Source organism: Flagellimonas halotolerans, assembly GCF_035818535.1.
Classification (GTDB): domain Bacteria; phylum Bacteroidota; class Bacteroidia; order Flavobacteriales; family Flavobacteriaceae; genus Flagellimonas; species Flagellimonas halotolerans.
Genome location: NZ_JAYKYV010000001.1, coordinates 1 through 18,668, shown reverse-complemented (window position 1 = coordinate 18,668; position 18,668 = coordinate 1). Strand labels below are relative to the sequence as shown.

The window sequence follows — 18,668 nt, the reverse complement described above, 5'->3', positions numbered from 1 at the left end:
GGTCTAAGGAAAAAGTTTATAAATGTCATTTCGTTTTACAAAACGAGACAATATTAAGGTATTGTTTTCGTAATAAAAACCTAGGCGGTATAAACCTATCCTCATTCTGAAAGCGTTGGGATGCCCTGCTAATTTCTTTACAGACTTAAGTTCATCCAAAACCTCGGTCTCTTTCATTTCGAGAATGATAAGCTTTAACTTTTGTTTTATCTTTTTATCATTAATCTTTCTTAAATCTTTTTCAAGTGATTTATGATACTTGATATTCATTCATCCAGAATTTTAAAGACATCGTCTTCGCTAACAAAGTCTTCTTTGTCTGCTTGTTGCATCAAAAGTAAAAGCCCAAGATCTTCTTTTTCCTCTTCTGAAAGCTTTTCGAAACGTTCTAGTTCTTTGTTCTTAACATATTCAACCACAGCTTTTTCCATCAAGGCCTTGACGCTCATATTTTCAAAAGCGGAAAGCACTTTTAATTTTACCACAAGGGATTTATCGACTTCAATAAGCTTTTTTACATGATGTTCCATAAAACGTGGTCTTTCAAACTCTACATTAACAAATGTATAAAATATATATTATATATATTATTTTTTATAGCGTCTGTTGCTTCGTATTCTGTTGACCACATAGACCACAATTACGAAAAGGGCCAATATGGGGAAAACCAAATCTTTCATAACTAAATTTATTTTTTAAATTTTTCCAATGCTTTTTTGGTATTTGGCGAAAGCGCCAACCTTCCGGAAGCTTCTGCTCGTTCCAACAATAGTTGGTCCCAATGCTCCGTTCCTTCCCAAAGTACTTTTTTCATTTCGGCAAGTGCCTCTGGGTTGTAGGTTGCCAATTTTTGGAGGTGTATGTCCAGTTCTTTGTCCATTTCGGAAATGGAATCGTATACTTTGGAGTAGAGCCCCTGTTCTTTGGCCCAGTAGGCGTTTTTCCACTCCGAGGGATACAATGTGAGCTCCGCCAGAGCGGCTTTTCCCATTTTGCGTTCTACAGCGGGCGCAATCACAAAGGGCCCAATTCCTATGGAAATTTCGGAGAGTTTAATGGCAGCTTCGACCGTTGCGTGTACATAATCACAGGCCGAGGCCAATCCGACCCCGCCACCTACGGTTTTGCCCTGAACCCGACCGATAATCGGTTTGGGACATTTGCGCATGGCGTTGATGACATTGGCGAACCCGCTGAAAAACTCTTTGCCTTCTTCCAAATTGGAAACGGCCACCAATTCATCAAAAGAGGCGCCGGCACAAAAGGCTCTTTCCCCTTCGGATTTTAAAACAATGACGGAAACCTCGTCGTTTTCCCCTAACTTGTCAAACTCCTTTGCTAGTCGGGCCAAAAGCTCGGAAACAAAGGAATTACTGGCAGGGTGACCAAATTCGACCGTGGCAATCCTGTTTTCTATTTTAGTGTATAAACTTCCGTTGGTTCTATCTGTTGTCATTAAAATTGATTATCAGATGTCTTTGAGCACTAAATTAAGGGTTTTGCACCAAGGGTCGGAACTTTCTCCTAAATTTCCAGACCAGAGAGAATCCGCGAATCATCATCCAAACTACAAAGGCTATCCAAATGGCATAAAAACCGAGCCCCAAATACATGCCCAAATACAGACATGGGATAAATCCTAAAAAGGTAGCAGCCAAGAGTACATTTCTAAGATATTTCATTTCCCCCATCCCTTTAAAAATCCCATCAAAAATGAAAGCCAAGGTGTTCATGGGCAGCCCAAGAATCACAATATAAAAAATGCTGTAAAAAGTGTTGAGCACAATTTCCTCATTCGAAAAAAGGTGGCCGATGGGCCGATAAAAAATAAACCCAAAACACATGAGAGCAAGGCTTACGGCCATCCCGTATTTAAATATGGTCTTGGCCAATTTCCATAAGCCATCGTAATCGGCGGCGCCCAAGAGTTTTCCGCCCATACTATTGCCCGCTGCGGCGTAGCCATCAATAAAAAATGCGGCAAACAACCAAAGGTTTACGGCAATGGTGTGTGCCCCGATAAAGCGGTCGCCCAAGGTAGTGGCTTCGCGAACGGCCAGCATCAGCGCGGCATTGAGTGCCAAGGTCCTTACAAAAAGGTTAAGGCTCATAAAAATCAACCGTTTGATTTCCTTGTTCAGCGGAAGGGTCAATTTCATACTGATGTCCGTCTTTTTAACCAATAAAATAAGAGCCAAGATGGCCATGATGGCTTGGGCAATCAAACTGGCCCATGCGGCACCTTCCAAATAAAGTGCTGGAATGAATCCATCAATTCCATAGACCAGAATAAAGTCCAAAAGAATGTTGAGCCCGGCCCCCAGCATGGCGATTACCATGGGGTAGAAGGTATTTTGCAATCCACGAAAGATACCAAAAACGGCAAATGTGAAAAGGGTTAGTGGAAACCCCCAAACCCGAATGGAATAGTAGGAAACACAATATTCCAAAATTTTACCAGATGCATTGAAGAGCGTAAAAATTTCTTTGATTACAAAGATGGTGGTGAGCAGCACTACAATGCTCAGAAGAATGTTCAGGAAAATGGCCTGTGCAGGCATATTTTTTACCTCGTCCAGTCTTCCAGCTCCCAGATACTGGGAAATAATGGCAGAAATGGAGCTACGCGTCTGGCCCAGCACCCAAATGAGCATGGACAAAAACGATCCCACGATGCCTGCCGCCGCTAAAGATTCCAGTCCGTCCACGGGAATGTTGCCCACTATGGCCGTATCCGTAATGGAGAGGATGGGCTCTGCAATCCCAGAAATAGTTGCTGGGATTGCCAATTGGTTAATGCTCTTAAAATTTACCTGTGTGCTCAAATCGGCCGCAAGTTACAGCACTAATTCATAACAATGAAAAGGATGCTCGCTTTGTTTGGGAAAGAAAATATCCCCGAGTTTTTGGTAGCCACGTTGTTCGTAAAAGCGTTGGTTTCTTTTGTTCTGTGAAAAGGTGTCCAAGCGAACTGAGACAAAACCGTTTTCTCTGGTAAATGCTTCGGCAAAATCCATCATTTTTTGGGCCAGTCCCTTGCCCTGAAGGTTTGGATGTACTGAAAGCCGATGAATGTAAGTGCTGTTTCCGTTCGGGGTCAACCATTGGATGGGCATGTATTCTTCGTCCATTAATGTGGAAATGACGATGGTACCTTGAACAGTGCTATTTTCTTCAGCCACAAAAAGTTCTTGGCGCTCAATGTCTTTTATAAAAGCTTCTTTGGAAGGATAATGCTCGTTCCACTGGAAGATGCCGTTCTCCTGCATTTTTTGGGCACAGGCCCGGGTTATGGTCAAGATATCGGGTATTTCGGATATCTTTGCGTGTCTTATCATTGATTCGTTTCAATTTAATTGTAAATTTAAGGTTTAATCGTAATCACCAAACCATGAACAACATACTTGTACCCATTGGGACTTCACCAGATTCTTTTCAAACATTGCAATATGCCGTTGATTTTGCCTCGGAATTTGGGGCCAAAGTTTATGTAATGGATGTGTTCTCCGTAACTACCGCAGTGGGCAGCTTGGCCAATGTGGAAGAAAAGGTTGCCAAGAGCAGCAAAGAACATTTAAAAGAAGTGATAGACCAGGTGGACACCAAAGGTGTAGAGGTAAAAATGGCCACTTATAATGGTGATATTATTGATGGTTTAAAGAGCATCAACAAAGAGTTGGGGATTGATTTGATCATTATTGCCCCAAAAAGTAATGATATCCAAGAAGAACTTTATTTGGGAAATACCTCTGGAAGAATCATTAAGCAGATAGAAATACCCACGCTAATTGTGCCTAAAGGGACAATTTTTAAACCAATGAAAAAAATACTGACTGCTTTTGGGTCCGGTATTTTAAAGAGAAGCAGTATTCTGGCCCCATTGGTGATGATCAAGAATAAATTTAGGTCTGAAGTAAGCCTGTTGTTGGTGAAAAGACCTGGGTATACCGAGGATGACCTTAAAGTGAACACAGCTTTGATGGACTTGAGCACCCAATTGACGATTACCGAAAATGGAACCACCTATTTGGGGGTGACGGAGTATTTCCAGAAGGAGCACCCCGACATGTTATGTGTGTTTAGAAGAAAGCGTGGATTCTTTAAAAAACTATGGGAAAAGAACACCATACCTAAGTCGGAGTTCTTTGCAAAGATACCTGTACTGGTTCTCAGCGTTAAAAAAGATTAAGGAAACGGCGCAATTTTTGATACTTTCGGAAAAAAGTATTTCCTTTGCGCTCTCTTTGGGGGATTAGCTCAGTTGGCTAGAGCGCTTGCCTGGCAGGCAAGAGGTCACCGGTTCGAATCCGGTATTCTCCACTCAGCCGTCACGCGAGAACATTTTTCGCCTGACGGCTTTCTTTTTGAGGTAAACTCCTGTATTTCAATACTTAAGATTCATTTTTGACTCTATGATCGAAACTGGTCAACTTAATATGTTCAAAAGGTGGATTTCTCTATCATTTTATCGTTAAGAATCTAAATGTCAGTTGCTTGAACACCTAAAACTGACTCAAAGCCTGTTTTAGGTTCGATAAAATCGGAAGGTTAGCAATCTGGAATCGAACCGCCCTATGGTACTGGTGAACAGAATTCTAAGCATCTAAAAAGGTTTTTACTCCCTGAAAATCAACAATTTGGAGAGTTTTCGCAAGAAGACAGGAACACATCGAACCACTTCCGGTGAAACGTCCCTCCCCTTCTTTCGCTCGCCCTCCCAGATCATTTTAAAGTACAGGTCTGATTCTTCCGGTTCATTCAATAACATTGGTTGGTTAGTGGCAAAAGGAATGAGATGTGCAGTAGGCGACTATTGTCGTACAGCATCGAAAATGGAAAAACTGGGAAGAGGATAACGAAACGAGCTTGTAATAGAGGCTCAAAAGTAAATCTATTTGAAAATCAGACTCAACCTTTCTATTATTAAACTTTGATGAATCCGCTCTTGCTCTAGCCTGAAGTTATTATTAAACAAATGTTCAAACACCTCTAATTCCTCATTTGAAAGATGAGAGAGAGAGTTACCTTTGGATACTGTACCTGAAACAATAAACTCTTTATACATTTCCAAAACTTTTATATCCATCAAAAAGGATTTGGTCTGTGGAAAATATGATCTTAGCTGAGATAGCATTTGAAAACCTTGGACATCCAAATCGCTCCAATAGAAAATCTGTTTGTTCTTTAACCATTGAATATTTTTCAGAGATTCAATAGCAAAGCCTTTTCCCCAAATGGCTAATGAGTGAGGTACTTCAGGAAAGGATAGAAAGTTCATTTTGTTTTCAATAATGAATACCCGTAAACATTTTAGCTCTGTTAACATAAACTGTTCTATAGGGACGGTTATATCATCATAGCCACCCTCAATCCAACAAGCCTTATCCAGAGATCGTAATCTAACAAGAGGTTGATCATATTTCAGACAAAATCGCCTTTCAAAGTGGTTTTCAGAGATATTCACCAGATTCGGAACCAACTCATCCAGTAAAACTCTTAAGACTCCTTTATTTTCTTCAATAAACTTTGTGTGAACGGCAATGGGCAATTCTCTGATATAGTACTTATCTGGTTCGAAATTAAGAAGAAACCATTGACAAACTTTGACCAGACCAGCCCACACATTGACATTATTGATGATTGCTTTGGGGTTTTCTTTCAACCATGGTTCAAGTTGGGGGAGTTCAGACTTGATGAAAGTGTAATTTTCCATCATCACATGAAACTCTTTTTCCTTTTTGATAAATTTTAAATAATCGTCTAATGTTTCATACACGATTGACTTTGGGATATCTTGAATTCCATGCTGTCGGGTTTTAATCGTTTCTGAAACTACCGAGTAGCCAAAACCCTTTCTATCCTTTGACCCACCTAGCACTTCAGCAATTTCCCGGCTCATTTGAATGAAATCTTTAGAAAGCACCTTATTGGACCTTATCTCCAGAGGAAAACAGCTCTCTCCATTCAAAGAATCACGAAGGACTTCTTCATATTTTCTTTCAGACTTTTTCTGTATTTCAGCTGCTGTTATCATGGACCTATCCTGCGGATTGTAAATACTCTTCCCTGTGTTCTTGCAATTGCTTAATAGGCATATCATAAACGACTGAATGACGATTATCCTTTCTTTGGACAAAATGCACTCGGGCAATGTAGGGCTCAACAATAGCTACCTCTTCTGCTTTAGCAGGAGACACCACCATTACTTGCAGATGTAGTTGCTTACACAGTTCCATTAGGAACCGTGCTTTTTCATCATCTTGCTTACTAAAAGCTTCGTCCACACAAATAAACCGGAAGGAATTGGTGTTGAGTCCTTCGCTGTGTATCCCAAATTGATAAGCTATGGCGGAACCCAAAATTGTATAGGTCAATTGTGCACCTTCGCCACCTGAGAGTTTTGCTGTACCCGTATAACTGCGGAAGATTTTTGACGGATCCTCCCGATGGTGTTCTACTGCTTTGAATTTTAGCCAATTCCTTACATCCAAGACCTCTTTCCTTTGATTTTCATCATCGGTCAAATCATCTAGAAGTGCTTTGATCTTGTTAAAACTTTCTTCCAGAATACGATCATCCTTTGTTCTTTCAAACTCAACCAGGTTAGGTTTCCATTCATTGAGTCGAAACCTGAAATCTTTCACCTTTGGAGCATAGTCATTTTCTACATGAAGCTTGACAAATGTGGGTGGATTACTTTTAAAGTTAATTTTTTCAAGGGACTGGTTTAGTGTATCGATATTTTCCTCAATATCTTCTTCCTGCCGCTCTAACCAAGTCTGAAAATCAGACATTTTTGTTATCATTTCTTCATTGAGGTAGTTTTTAAATTGTTGCTTATACTCTGCCAATTCCTCCTTTTCGATTCTATCAAGCAGTGCTACATATTCATCTATAAATTCTGCACTTTCACTTAAACGATGCGTATCAGAGTTCCAATCCATGAATTTCTCTGCAATTTCTTTATCCGGATTTTTGAAAACCCGCATAAGGCTTTCCGCTGCACTTTCTTCCTTGCGAATGTTATCCCTAAACCGCTCAATAGCTGAATTGATTTCTCCTTGAACTTTGCTTTGAATCTTTTCTATGGAATCAATATCGTATTCATAGTCATACATATAATGCTCTTCAAATGCTTTCAATTTTTCGTTAGAATCGTGAAAAGAATACCTATTAATGACATCTTCAGCCTCTCTTAGCTTTTGTCTCTGTATATTCAGATTTGATTCAATAATATTGATTTCCTTTTCAAGAAGCCTTTCCTTTTCCTGTTTAGATTTGATTTGTTGAAGAATCTCCTCACGCTGCTTTTTGAGCGTATTAACTCTGTCATTGGTTTTTTCAAGCTCCTCAATTCTTTGTTTATTTTCCTGTATTTGAGCTGCTATAGACCACCAATCAATTTTTTTATGTGATTTAAAGGCAATGAATTGAGCCAGGTCTTGTTCTTCGTTTCGAATCCTGTATTGATGATTTTTTAAGTATTTAAGCCTATTATCTAACTCCTTAATTTTCTGATCAAGTTGATGAGCTTCTTCTTTCAATACTGCTATTTTCTCTTTGTTATCCCAGCCCAGTACATATTTTTGGCGATTTTTAATTTCAGGCCGGTCATCCTTTTCATGTCGGTTTGCATTCTTAACAAGTCCTTCTTTGGTAACAGCTTTGTTTGCTAATCGAAATGTTTCCAAATCCTCTACACACAAATAATTGAATTTAGTACTGATCTCGTTTTTGATCCATTCAGAATAGGCCGAAGGTTTAAAGGCTAACTTGTGAATAAGTTCATTCTCATCTTGCTGCTGAAATATCTGCGGAGCAACTTCTTTCTTATTGAACCGATGATAGATAATCCTCCCTCTTAGATCATTTTCCTTGACATACCGGTTTACTTCCTGGTAATATTCTTCCGGCACGATCAGTCTGAGGGCGAAATTATGAAGTAAACGTTCAATAGCAGGCTCCCATTCACGGGCATCTTCCCCAACTTTAACCAGTTCGCCAATAAAGGGGATTTCTTTTTCTGTAGCACCAACTGCATCAAGAATTTCGTTTCGAATACGAGCTGGATGCCCCGTGATATTATTTTTTTGAGAACGAAGAACGCTGAGTTGATCTGAAAGAGCATTGAACTCTTTGTCTAAATTGTATTTATCGATTTTTAGTTGATCCAGTTCATTTTCATTCTGTTCCAGCACTTCCCTGGTTTTCTTCTTTTTTTCTACCGCTGCCTTTCGTTGTTCATCAAAAAGCTCTTTGGATTGCGGGTTGGGCTGGAATTCAAGGCTCTCAGCCAATTGATTATAGGTTTTGAGTTCATCCTCACGCTCTTGCCTGGATTCGTCCAGTTCTTTATTTCTTCTTTCCAGTGTACTGATTTGTGAACCAACTTTGTCACTTTTAATTTGGATATCGAGATCTCGTTCCCGGTTGGATAATTCGTCAATTTCACTGGAGTATTCAGCAATGTTTTGCGATAAGGATTCCAGCCTTGCATTTTGTTCTTCATTATAGTCCGAAATCAGTTCTTTCTGTTTTTCTGCAAACCAAAGTGGTGCAGTCTGCTGGAAACTTTCCTGATAGATCAGATCTGCTTTTAGAACCGAAAGGTTTTGTGCCTTATCCCTTATAGGAAACAGTAATTCTATCTGTTTATGAGCTTTTTCGATAGCACGGTGAGCATCATTGAGAGTCTTAAAGTAGGTTTTTATCTTCTGAAATTCGGTTTCAGCATCTCGCTCTTCCAGCATCTGAAGACGTACAAATTCATCCAAATTGCCAAGTACCTTTAATCCTATGGTCTGGCTAAATAAAGTATGTCCTTTCTCTGAACGCATGCCAAATAATTTCCGCATGAGACGGCCATACTCTCCCGGACTATAGGTAAACTGTATAAGTTCCCGGTTTCCTTGTTTTGGATACCTTTTTTTGAGCCGTTTTTTCCACTCACCTGTATTATCAAATGGCATAAAGTCGTCACGGATAGAGAGTTTTTTATGAGCTACAATAAAGTTCCTTTTGAGTTCCGATCCCGAGAACCAGCGTGTTTGTGCCAATGTGACAAACTGTGATTCGTTTTGAAATACGGCCAATAATATCGATTGTGCTTTTGATTTATTCTCTCTTAGTTTTTTGACCTCTTTTGTATTGGTATCCGAATTTTCCGTTTCTCCATATTCTCCTACGACATAACTATCTTCTGTGCGTTCACCTTTAGACCCGGCTGTCTGGTTATAAAAACGCATCCTCTTTTCGGGAACAAGTAAAGTAAGTAACCCATCCACAAGTGTCGTTTTCCCGGAAGCATTGGCACCAGTCAATAAAGAGGTCTCACCCTCCGGGTGGATCGACCATATATTTTGGTCAAAGGTTCCCCAATTCAGTACTTCGTAAGCATACAAGCGGAAGCCCGATTCGCTGGGTTTGGTACTAAATAGACTTAGGTTGTTCATCTTCTAATTGTTTCTTGAATCTTGACAACTCTTCTGTTGTGACCCGTGCTTTGATGATACGTTTTACTTCGTAGCGATTTTCATCCGACTTAGCAGCATCTTTATGGACCAATTTTAAAAAGCCCATTTCCACACATTGATCAAGGTGACGATTGAGGTCTCTGATAAATTTTAGCTCATTTGCTTTCTCTTTAAAAAACATTTCCATGCGATCCCGAAACTGTTTTGGTGTGATATATAGATTCGTAGTTTCAAGATCATTCGATTCAAACTCTAACAACCATTCTCTCAGTAAGACGCATACTAATGTAAGGTCATAGGTTAATGGCATCCTACGAACCAGTCCAATCGTACTGCCGGATTCATCCAGTTCAATTTGCTTGAGGTAAGCATATCCATCTCTTTTATCTATGATTAATTCAAGTGAGATCTTCTCAAAGTATTGAATTAGTTCTACCTGATATTGAATGATTTCATTCCAAACATCTGGTTGGTCCTCAAAAACAGGACCCTGCAGCAACTTGACTGCTGATCGGGCGTAAGGGGCTATCTTATCGTTTTGGTATTCCATATCGCTTATTTGGTGAAAATGATTTGTGGTAAATCAAGGTATTTCCCATTCTTCTGACTAAAAAGGATAGTTTCCCTCACATCCTCATTGATAAAAAACTTAGTACTTGTATTCACCAAAGTGACATAGGCTAACAATTCTGCTAATCCCTTATTCAGTCCTTTGGCATTAACCACTTCCTGAAGGGAAATTTGAGTTTTGGATTGTAGTAAGTCGTTAATATTGGCTACTAACTGTTGTTTATCTATCAAATCAGCATTGTAAATTTTTGAAAGGTCTTCCAGGTCCTGAATAGAGATATTGGCCAGTTCCGCTTTGGTTGTATATGAATCTGTCTCTGGTTTTTCCCCGAGTTTTCTTTCTAGTGGGAGATTAATATCAGGATTTCCCTGAATTTCAAGGTAATGTTCTTGTGTAGGTGGACGGTCAATTTGTTGAATAGCCAATTGCCGAATACTTGCAATAAGTTCTCTTGCCTTTCTGGATTCCAGTTGGTCTTTGGCGACTATCTCTCTGCTCAATTTATCAGCTAAGACGCCATTTTTGTCCAGGACTTTTCTGGCAGCCAGATGAAGCATCGTCTTTAATTTTCGCAGTGATCGAGATGAAACTTTAATTCCCCGGTCCTCCAGCACATCGTAAACTTCTTTGGTCAGTTTTTGAAAATCAGATTGGCTGATATCATCCAGCATAAATTGCCAGAAAGCATAGAAGCTTTTTCCTTGATCAGTACTTCGCAATTCGTAAAGTGCATCAAACGTTTCTGCCAGCAGTTTTCCTTTGGATAGATCTGCCTGTTGCTGACGTTCATAAATCCTGCGGGTAATTTCCTTAAAATTGTCCTCAACTTCTTTAAAGTCTCCAATCAGCTCATTGGCTAATCGATTTACTTCTTCATAGCGTGACTTAACCTGGTAATCTTGATAAGTAGATACATAACCATCAATTTTGATCTTTCGTATTTCTTCATCAATGGCCTGTTTTCTCTTTTCCAGTTCAGCCAACCTCTTTTCTTTATCAGGATTGGCATTTTCGATAATGTCCCGAAGCTTGGTGAAAATATCCTTGAACTTAGATTCTGTTCCAACAAATTCACGGTCTTTCAGAAGCTCAAAAACTTGAAAAGCTTTTTCTACATGTTTGGACAGAAAGACCAAAGGCTCTTTTTGAGCATCGTCAATTACATTCCGCAGGTAATGAGTGTCAATCCAACGATCTATGTACAGCTTAGCTTTCTCGTCAAAAGCCAAAACCAAACGATCAGACTTGATTTCATCATCTTCATCCTGATATTCAATTTCTTCCAGAAAGTCGGCTAGTCTCTGAACTAAAAATTGATAAGGCACAGAGATTTGTTCATTTACTTTGTATTCACGATACAAGAATGTAATGATCAAGGGTAAGTTCCTTGCCCTTAGAAGTTTCAATGTTACTGCGGAATCCACCAGTGACCGAACTTTCAATATGGATGTGAGGGAGTCAAGCATTGACCTTGTAGTTAATATTGACAAATATGTGATATAGGTTCAGCTCATCCTCATGTTTAGATCTAGCTATTCTAACTGCTGACTTTTTACCATGCCCAAAATCACTTGAGACATCTTCACAATTGATAAGCTCATATCCTTTTGGAAAATCAGTTTTCAGTAAGATTGATTTTAGATAATTATTCCAATTTTTAGCTGCTTTTGTTGGCTCATTTAAATCATAAATCAATATTATGAGATTCTCTCTTTTAGGGTGGTAATCAAATATCTTTTTCAAATGCTTCTTAGCGGGTGCAGGAGTTCTATAGATAAAGGCTTCACAAATCCCGAAAGTACCTTTCCCATCAAAGATTTTAAAATCTCTTTCTCCAGGCTGTTTCTTTTTGGATTTGTTTTCTGAATCAGAGTGGCCACCTCTTGATTGGTCGGTAACGAACCACCCCCATGGATTTATTTTAGAGTTCAGCAATATCTCAATTACATCATTGTACTTATCTTCATCTTTAATATCTGAAATAGAAACCACCTTATCCAACATGTTTATTGCGGCACTACCAAATTCGGTCACCAAAAAGCTCTGCAATTGTCTTTGACCATTCAAATTCGGTGGGAATATTTCTATTAGTTTCTCTGGTGAGCTATTGAAAACCCTTGTATAGTATGCACTGAGTAGTAGAACATCGTCAATGCCTCCAACTTTGACTTTTAGGGCTTTAATGAATTCCGTTCCCTCACCTCCAGAAAACTGGTGATAATTCTCAGCTTCCTCCAGAAGCATAGATGCTTCTTCAATCCTTTTTCTCTCTATAAGACTTTCAATCTTGACTTCAAGGATATCAGGCAACATTTTATAAGGCTTTTCAAGATCATTAAAAACCCTATCCAGTTCATCTAATTCGCCAAGTTTGAGTAGTATGTACAACTTATTGGCGAGGAATGTTGATCCCAAAGCCTCTTCGTCCAAATCTTTTTGCTGGGAGGAATAAGCTTTCCACTCTTCCAGGGCTTCTTTATAGATTTTTAGATCATCACTGGCTTTAGCTATGCTAATTTTAGCTGCCATTTGATTTAGTGCAAAAACAGGATATTGAAGGTATTGCGAACTCAACTCCTTGAATATGGTGTACGAGGATTCCGGATTCTTTTCCAGTCTAATGAGTGCCCTGTAAAACTGCTTGTGGTCACGATAAGATAGCTCACGTACCACATGAATAGGTGAAGCCGGTTCTTTAATGCTATTCAGTTCCTGTTCATCATCATGAAAGTAAGCCAACAGCATCTTGGTTTGATAGAGCTGAACTTCATATTCCCGGTTCTTTTTTGACACCCTCTTTTCCCAAAACTCAACCACCTGATTGATCTCTTTCTCTAATTTTGGATATTGCCTGATATCAAGCAATACTTGTTGAACTTCCGGTGTCCAGCGTTTCTTCTCTAAAAAAGCTTTAATATCTGATTGCTGTATCCTTTCTATGAGTTTTTGTTTAACCCCTACCGAAGTTACCCATTCGGCAATAGTCAATATTTTGACAATATCTTGCGTCTCAATAATGGCCTCAATAATCTGTTCTTTTTTCGAGAACCAATTTAGAGCTCTGGCAACTTGCGGAAGCAATGCTTCTTTTTCGGAGTTTTTAAATGCCCATTCCTTATTATAGTCAAACAGATCAACGCATCCTTCTTCCGGTACATCCTTGATATGCCTTTTTAAATAATCAATAATCTGCTGTTCAACTCTCGATTTAATTTGCTGAATTTTATCTTTTTCAAAACCATAAGGAATACTTGGCAATACCAATTGACGTAGAACCTGAAGCAATACCCCAATATGTGTTCTTAATTTATCTGCGGTGAAATGATTCTCCTTATGGTAGAATTCCGAAGTGGAATCAAAATAAAAACGTGGTTCCAGAAAACTATTCAGCTTCTGTTGTTTGTAAATGAAGTAAATCGGATAAATCCATTCTATGTACTCCAACCTTTCAATTTTCTCACTCCAAAGCGGCCGTCCTTTTTCCTCCTTCTTCTCGAAGAAATTATATTTTTTAACTTCTGTAACCTCTACACGATCAATGTATAGTTTGAAGAAGGAATTAGTAAGCATATTAATACCTGGAGGTGTAATCTCAAACTGTCTTTTATATTTCCAGTAAGTCGAACATTTCATCAGCCAAGTTAATCCATCCCACTGAAGCATTGGGAAACTTACTGTTCCACTATTATACAGTTGCTTGGATGGCAGGTTGATAAAAAGCTTTACCAACCCGTTGAATAGCTTGGGGAGTAAAAATTGGCTACTTCCTCCATGTACTTTATGATTTTGTAGGGAACTATCTTCAATTAATGAGAGAACTGCCGTTTCCTTTTCCTCTTTCTGTTTTCGGCTTAATTTTTCTGTATAAGGCTGCCGACTGTATGGGATGTCATATTTATTTGAATTAAGCTTTCGGTATATCTGAAAAATCAGTTTAGAGGCAACATCTTCCTGACCGACTGAGCGAATGGAAAAAAGAGCCAATTCCATCGACTTTACCCAGAGCTTATTATGAATTGTTTCTTTATCCTCATGTAATAGATATTCTCCAATTCTATCAATAAACTGAAATGCCAAAGTGGTATATTTGGAGTCTTCTACTAGGTAGGGTATAAATTCCCTCCGGCACATAATAATGAAACATTTTAATTCCCAAAGCAGGGTTGGTTTGGTTATTGATTTTTCCAGAAGAACAAAAACTCTTTTGTAATGATGGATTATGGGATTATTCTGATCTTCTGTCTCTTCTCTTTCAAATTCATAGTCATGGGCAACTATGAGTTTAATCAAAAAAGAAAGTTCATCTCGGGAACTCTGCCCATGCAAATAGATAGTATGAGCTTTTTGCTCCCAATTGTCTAGGCTTTCCAGTAGCTCAAAGTGATCCAAGTTGTTCAATGAAAAATCATCAAACTCTTCACGACTATGGAAAAGCGATTGAACTTCACGTGAACCAATATCTCCATCAATGCTAACCTTTTTGAACTCCGATTCTATACCATCCAAATCGGTTTCATTAATTACCAAGTCACTAGCCGCATCTAAAAATCGCTTTTTTGATTCATCAAGAGAGCAGGATAAAAAATCAGAAGGCCAACCCCAATAAAGTATTTGTTGAAGAAGCATCTTCACTCTTTCCTTGTCATCAGAAAAGCTTTCATTCTCGACTAATAATTGCCAATAAAAGGCGGTGATTTGATCACCCAATATTGACCAGTAACTGACCTCAACATTGTAGAAATTTAAATAATAGAATTCTTCCTTTTCACAAAGAAGATTTTGTTTGATCAGATCCGCAATTGAAGGTGTTTGGGTATAGAATTTTTTGAAGGATTCGTGTAGTTGTACTAAATCTCTTTTAGCAATCTTGAGCCCTTTATCTTCATCATTTGATATTTGCTCTTTATAAGCCGATAAGAATTCGAATTCTTTCCACCGATCGAGGTAAGGCTTGAAGTAAATATTGATATTAGAGATTGTAATGCCATCATCTGATTTTGATAACCATGAGGGTTTATTTAAACCTTCATCATTTAATATCAAATTATGTTCACTCTCATACTTACTTTTAATTTGATCAAATTCTGCTTTAGGTAGCTTTTCTTTGCCTTTTATTCCTTCAGGGAATTTTTCTAACAGAAACTTTAATTCATTCCTGAAGCTTGATATTCCACTAAATGTGTGACAAGCTGACGATACAGTTCCTGCGATTTTTATTTTTCCTAGGACATTTCTCAGCCAATATTTTTGAAAAAGGGAGTCAGTATCTATTTGACCATTTCGATCTTCGTAATCTTTTCTAAACTGGTCAAATTCTGCCAGTGTAAATCCCTGTTCCCTGGACTTTGCCAAATGAATAGCCTTTGCAAAGAACAATGAAGCATTCCACTTGAGGTTTTCTTCAATGGCCTTTTGATCAACACGATTGATGCTTCTATCAATGGTATGGGTTGATATAAAGCTTATTAGTTCCTTGAACTTTTCCTGCTGATCGTAAATCATGTTTTAAGTCATTTTCATTGTTAATGATTGTTCCAACCATCCAAAAGCCTCCTTCTGGTTGTATTCCAAATTAGGACTTAGAAGCCCCTGCATGTCGCCTGAGAATTGTACTGATTTTTTCTTTAGCTCCATGTTGAGTAGAAACTCCTTTTGAGTGGGGGGCTTGCCCACCACGAATTTCATATACTCATTATAGCAGTGAATGATCCTGTCATAATCGAGCTTTGCGTGTTGATCGGCATAGTAGAGATCAAACAGATCTCTTCCTTTCTTGCGTTGGTATAATGCCCGGAGTTTAGTTCCTAAGAGTTCGTCCAGATGGTAAGTAGTAATATCACATTGGCCTGTAAACCATTCACTTTTTACAGAAAATGGAAATGAATTCCATCCCAGCAAATTGAAATGCTCCCGGCAATTAATCTCGATTTTTAATCTTAGACGTATCTCTGGTGAATATTCTGAGTTGAAGCGGTACAGCAGTGTGTTATTATTTGCCTTGACCTTGACTACTCTTGCTTCTTCAAAGAAGGTAATGACTTCATCTATTCGTTTTAAAATAGGTTTGATAGGCCCTTCTTTAATCTGGACCAGATCAATATCTTCTGAGTATCGCGGGGCTGGATTCAGATAGAGTTTGTGCAGTGCAGTACCTCCACGAAAAGCCAGATTTTCACTAAGGTATTCATCAGAGAAAAGAGCTACCAATGCTCTACAAATGATCAGGTCTTGCTCTACCTGTTCATTGGTAGTCCAAGGAGCATTGTCTTTCCATTTTGCTATGTAAGGTTTAGAAATCATAAATCACTATCTAATTCTATATTCATATCTACTTTCCAGGGATTCTTCGCCCTGCCTGGTTTTTCATCTTTTTGGGGGCTTAACAATACCGGGAAAAACTTCTTATCACGAAAATAATCTTGCAATGGATCCAAAAGGGTTTGATCTATTTGTAGTTCTTGAAAGAGAAAAGCTAATCTTTGGATGGAGCTTATATGCGGGTACCATTGAAGTAAATCCTTTATATCCTCGGGAGTTATAGATTCAGCTAACTCCTCCAAAATCGCGAGGATCCTATTCACACCACCCATTTTAGATTGATAGTGGATCAAATCAATGGCTGTTAAAGCCGGAGATGAAATGCTATACAAGCCAGCATCTGACTTTCTTTTTAGAATATTCTTTTCCGGCCAATTACTCGTGGCTGAAATATTCAGATAGTTATTCCCCTTTTTTATATCTCTTATGTTCGGGATTTTTGTCATAAGATAACTTTGCTGAACCTGTTGGTGACTTGCCCCATGAAAAGCCGCTGCTGAAAAAAATGCGATGTAGTAGGGTTTTCCTATATAACTAAAGAGTCTCTCTGCGTAAAGTTCTAATGGAAGTCTTCCATACTGCTTGTAACGTGGAGGTAGAATTAAATAAAATCCTTGACGGAGCGTAATAATCTCTTTCTTTCTGGAAAGTCGCACGATCTCGTGCCGTAAAGCCACATCTGTTTTAGGGACTTCACTTTTTAATTCATCCCAGGAAAATGCGTATTGTTCATACGACAAACATTTACCCACAAAATCAGCAACGCTCTGCATTTTTTTAGTATTTTTATGCGAAAGATAGTAAAAAGTGGCGATAGATGCATATAAAGACTGATTTACCTTTCCATTGTGAATGCAAAAACAAAATGGTTAGAAAAGGTCTTTGCTTGGTCTAAAATCAGACTTGACCTCGTTGAAATCTTCGAGGATAGAATTATTGAGTGACACATTTATTTATTTTTTGAACACTCACCGCAGGAATGATGTTTTCAGTTTTGCTCTAACGGAAAAATCCGTTGCCTATAGATCAATAACTAATTCTCTCGCTCATAGGCATATTATCAAACTATGTATGAAAGATTCGCCAAAAGCATCAACTCCTCCACAAATTGCTTCGACAATAGTCCGGGGAGCTCCACCAGTTTTTACAAGGCTTCAAGAGTTTTTGACTTTTGAAGCTTTTTTTATTTGCACGCAAATCTGGTTTTAAATTAACCATGGTATTATTTGATACAAATCGCCCTATTTCAATACCTTTTAATCTTTTGTAGAATAATCTTTTGAAAAAGTATCACATCTATTACATGCGTTAGCTTCAATATTATATTTAGGAATCTAAGTCCCATAAAAGGTCAATTAACGAAACAAATAAAAGAGACCACAAATGTGACCGAATGACAACAGAATTTTTGAGAGACATTCAGGAGTAAGCCTGCTTTTTCATGAACATTAAACTAAATGCCACTGAACCATATTGGTTTTAGTGGCATTTTTCATTTATATGTTGTGCTCTTGATGCTTTTGAACGAAGATGCGTCCGTTTTCAAGGATTTTGTTGACAATGGGGCATAGGATCCCCTGGGGCATCTTGCCGCCTTACATCCCTTAGGCCGCCTTTTGCAGTGCTTCTCTGGCCATGCGCCTGCCGATCTCCAGGGCATTGGCAGTATGGATGCCAAAGAAGATGCAGAGGATCTCTGTCGCCTTGGTACGGGCCTTGATCTTTTTCAGGTGGTAGTGTTCTTTCTCCTTGCCAAAGCTGCCCTCCAGGCGGCTGGCCCTTTCCTTGGTGATGGCATTTGCCAGTTGCCTGCGCTGTTTCTCGTGTTTGCCGGCCCTTCCCTTGCGCTTGAAGTCGGTACGGATGTTATAGCGGGTAGCGAAGGTGCGGTTCTTGTTGGTGGCATAGATGGCATCGGCCCCGGCCAATCGGGTCTTGACCTTGGTCAGGCGTTGGGCCTTAAATACCGTATCCTGGAAGCGATTGCCCTCATGGAAGGCCTCGAAGCTCAGGTGCTCGATAAAACCAATGCCGTCGATCTGGAACTTGTTGACCTTGGCCCCGAACTCTACCGCTTTGGTTTCCTTGCCCCGTACAATGGGCCGGATATAGTCTTTGTCCAGGCTCACAATGCGGGCCTTGGGTTTTATGCCCCTGTAAAAGTATGCGTGTTGCTGGCCATAGATCTTTTTGGCCGTGGCCCTTCGCCGGTACTGGTCTTTGGTCATTACTATCCCGTATTGGGCTTCCAGGCGGTCAAGTTCATCGCTAAACTTGCTCAGTAGCAGAAGCAGGCTCCGGGTCAG

Annotated in this window: 15 protein-coding genes and 1 tRNA gene; 2 read left to right on the top strand and 14 right to left on the bottom strand. The window is 39.2% G+C overall.

The features are described 5' to 3' along the window. Positions 1-3: 3 nt before the first annotated feature. The 5 genes from VM932_RS00080 to VM932_RS00060 form a co-directional block, all read right to left on the bottom strand. Positions 4-270: a type II toxin-antitoxin system RelE family toxin gene (locus VM932_RS00080; protein WP_326276531.1), complete on the bottom strand. Its 267-nt coding sequence runs from the start codon at positions 268-270 to the stop codon at positions 4-6. Continuing rightward, complete coding sequence (locus tag VM932_RS00075) at positions 267-530, bottom strand: hypothetical protein (RefSeq protein WP_326276529.1); 264 nt, start codon at positions 528-530, stop codon at positions 267-269. The genes VM932_RS00080 and VM932_RS00075 overlap by 4 nt, the downstream gene beginning before the upstream one ends. A 158-nt stretch (positions 531-688) precedes the next feature. Then, entirely contained in the window at positions 689-1,456 is a 768-nt protein-coding gene (locus tag VM932_RS00070) for an enoyl-CoA hydratase/isomerase family protein (protein ID WP_326276528.1), read from the bottom strand. A 34-nt stretch (positions 1,457-1,490) separates the two neighbouring features. Beyond that, on the bottom strand, positions 1,491-2,825 hold the full coding sequence (locus tag VM932_RS00065) for an MATE family efflux transporter (protein ID WP_326276527.1): 1,335 nt from the start codon (positions 2,823-2,825) through the stop codon (positions 1,491-1,493). A 12-nt stretch (positions 2,826-2,837) separates the two neighbouring features. After that, complete coding sequence (locus tag VM932_RS00060) at positions 2,838-3,338, bottom strand: GNAT family N-acetyltransferase (RefSeq protein WP_326276526.1); 501 nt, start codon at positions 3,336-3,338, stop codon at positions 2,838-2,840. Positions 3,339-3,391: 53 nt separating this feature from the next. Between VM932_RS00060 and VM932_RS00055 the strand changes: the two genes are divergently transcribed. Both VM932_RS00055 and VM932_RS00050 read left to right on the top strand, forming a co-directional pair. Next, positions 3,392-4,189: a universal stress protein gene (locus tag VM932_RS00055; protein ID WP_326276524.1), complete on the top strand. Its 798-nt coding sequence runs from the start codon at positions 3,392-3,394 to the stop codon at positions 4,187-4,189. Positions 4,190-4,246: 57 nt separating this feature from the next. Next, positions 4,247-4,320, top strand: a tRNA-Ala gene (locus tag VM932_RS00050). A 295-nt stretch (positions 4,321-4,615) separates the two neighbouring features. Here VM932_RS00050 and VM932_RS00045 read toward each other — a convergent pair. The 9 genes from VM932_RS00045 to VM932_RS00005 all read right to left on the bottom strand — a co-directional run. After that, positions 4,616-4,762 carry a hypothetical protein gene (locus VM932_RS00045; protein WP_326276523.1) on the bottom strand — a complete coding sequence of 49 codons (147 nt, stop codon included), beginning with the start codon at positions 4,760-4,762 and terminating at the stop codon, positions 4,616-4,618. Between the two features lie 129 nt (positions 4,763-4,891). Beyond that, positions 4,892-6,034 (bottom strand): Wadjet anti-phage system protein JetD domain-containing protein, encoded by a 1,143-nt coding sequence (locus VM932_RS00040; RefSeq protein ID WP_326276522.1) that lies wholly within the window; start codon positions 6,032-6,034, stop codon positions 4,892-4,894. A 4-nt stretch (positions 6,035-6,038) separates the two neighbouring features. Next, positions 6,039-9,452, bottom strand: a complete 3,414-nt coding sequence (locus tag VM932_RS00035) for an ATP-binding protein (RefSeq protein ID WP_326276521.1) — start codon at positions 9,450-9,452, stop codon at positions 6,039-6,041. Then, a complete protein-coding gene (locus VM932_RS00030; RefSeq protein ID WP_326276519.1) occupies positions 9,430-10,023 on the bottom strand; it encodes a DUF4194 domain-containing protein in 594 nt (197 codons plus the stop codon). The genes VM932_RS00035 and VM932_RS00030 overlap by 23 nt, the downstream gene beginning before the upstream one ends. A 5-nt stretch (positions 10,024-10,028) precedes the next feature. Then, positions 10,029-11,510, bottom strand: a complete 1,482-nt coding sequence (locus tag VM932_RS00025; protein ID WP_326276518.1) for a DUF3375 domain-containing protein — start codon at positions 11,508-11,510, stop codon at positions 10,029-10,031. Continuing rightward, positions 11,503-15,546, bottom strand: coding sequence for a hypothetical protein (locus VM932_RS00020; protein WP_326276516.1), 4,044 nt, complete (start codon positions 15,544-15,546; stop codon positions 11,503-11,505). Before VM932_RS00020 ends, VM932_RS00025 begins: the two co-directional genes overlap by 8 nt. A 3-nt stretch (positions 15,547-15,549) precedes the next feature. After that, positions 15,550-16,344: a nucleotidyl transferase AbiEii/AbiGii toxin family protein gene (locus tag VM932_RS00015; protein WP_326276515.1), complete on the bottom strand. Its 795-nt coding sequence runs from the start codon at positions 16,342-16,344 to the stop codon at positions 15,550-15,552. After that, complete coding sequence (locus tag VM932_RS00010) at positions 16,341-17,135, bottom strand: type IV toxin-antitoxin system AbiEi family antitoxin domain-containing protein (RefSeq protein ID WP_326276514.1); 795 nt, start codon at positions 17,133-17,135, stop codon at positions 16,341-16,343. Before VM932_RS00010 ends, VM932_RS00015 begins: the two co-directional genes overlap by 4 nt. Before the next feature lie 831 nt (positions 17,136-17,966). Continuing rightward, positions 17,967-18,668 (bottom strand): transposase (locus VM932_RS00005; RefSeq protein ID WP_326276513.1); only part of this gene is annotated, 702 nt, incomplete at its 5' end.

Excerpts from the sequence above, each read along its gene's own strand:
- VM932_RS00070 (WP_326276528.1), bottom strand. The coding sequence starts at position 1,456 with ATGACAACAGATAGAACCAACGGAAGTTTATACACTAAAATAGAAAAC.
- VM932_RS00060 (WP_326276526.1), bottom strand. The coding sequence starts at position 3,338 with ATGATAAGACACGCAAAGATATCCGAAATACCCGATATCTTGACCATA.
- VM932_RS00055 (WP_326276524.1), top strand. The coding sequence starts at position 3,392 with ATGAACAACATACTTGTACCCATTGGGACTTCACCAGATTCTTTTCAA.
- VM932_RS00040 (WP_326276522.1), bottom strand. The coding sequence starts at position 6,034 with ATGATAACAGCAGCTGAAATACAGAAAAAGTCTGAAAGAAAATATGAA.
- VM932_RS00020 (WP_326276516.1), bottom strand. The coding sequence starts at position 15,546 with ATGATTTACGATCAGCAGGAAAAGTTCAAGGAACTAATAAGCTTTATA.
- VM932_RS00010 (WP_326276514.1), bottom strand. The coding sequence starts at position 17,135 with ATGCAGAGCGTTGCTGATTTTGTGGGTAAATGTTTGTCGTATGAACAA.
- VM932_RS00035 (WP_326276521.1), bottom strand. The coding sequence starts at position 9,452 with ATGAACAACCTAAGTCTATTTAGTACCAAACCCAGCGAATCGGGCTTC.
- VM932_RS00075 (WP_326276529.1), bottom strand. The coding sequence starts at position 530 with ATGGAACATCATGTAAAAAAGCTTATTGAAGTCGATAAATCCCTTGTG.
- VM932_RS00080 (WP_326276531.1), bottom strand. The coding sequence starts at position 270 with ATGAATATCAAGTATCATAAATCACTTGAAAAAGATTTAAGAAAGATT.
- VM932_RS00025 (WP_326276518.1), bottom strand. The coding sequence starts at position 11,510 with ATGCTTGACTCCCTCACATCCATATTGAAAGTTCGGTCACTGGTGGAT.
- VM932_RS00015 (WP_326276515.1), bottom strand. The coding sequence starts at position 16,344 with ATGATTTCTAAACCTTACATAGCAAAATGGAAAGACAATGCTCCTTGG.
- VM932_RS00030 (WP_326276519.1), bottom strand. The coding sequence starts at position 10,023 with ATGGAATACCAAAACGATAAGATAGCCCCTTACGCCCGATCAGCAGTC.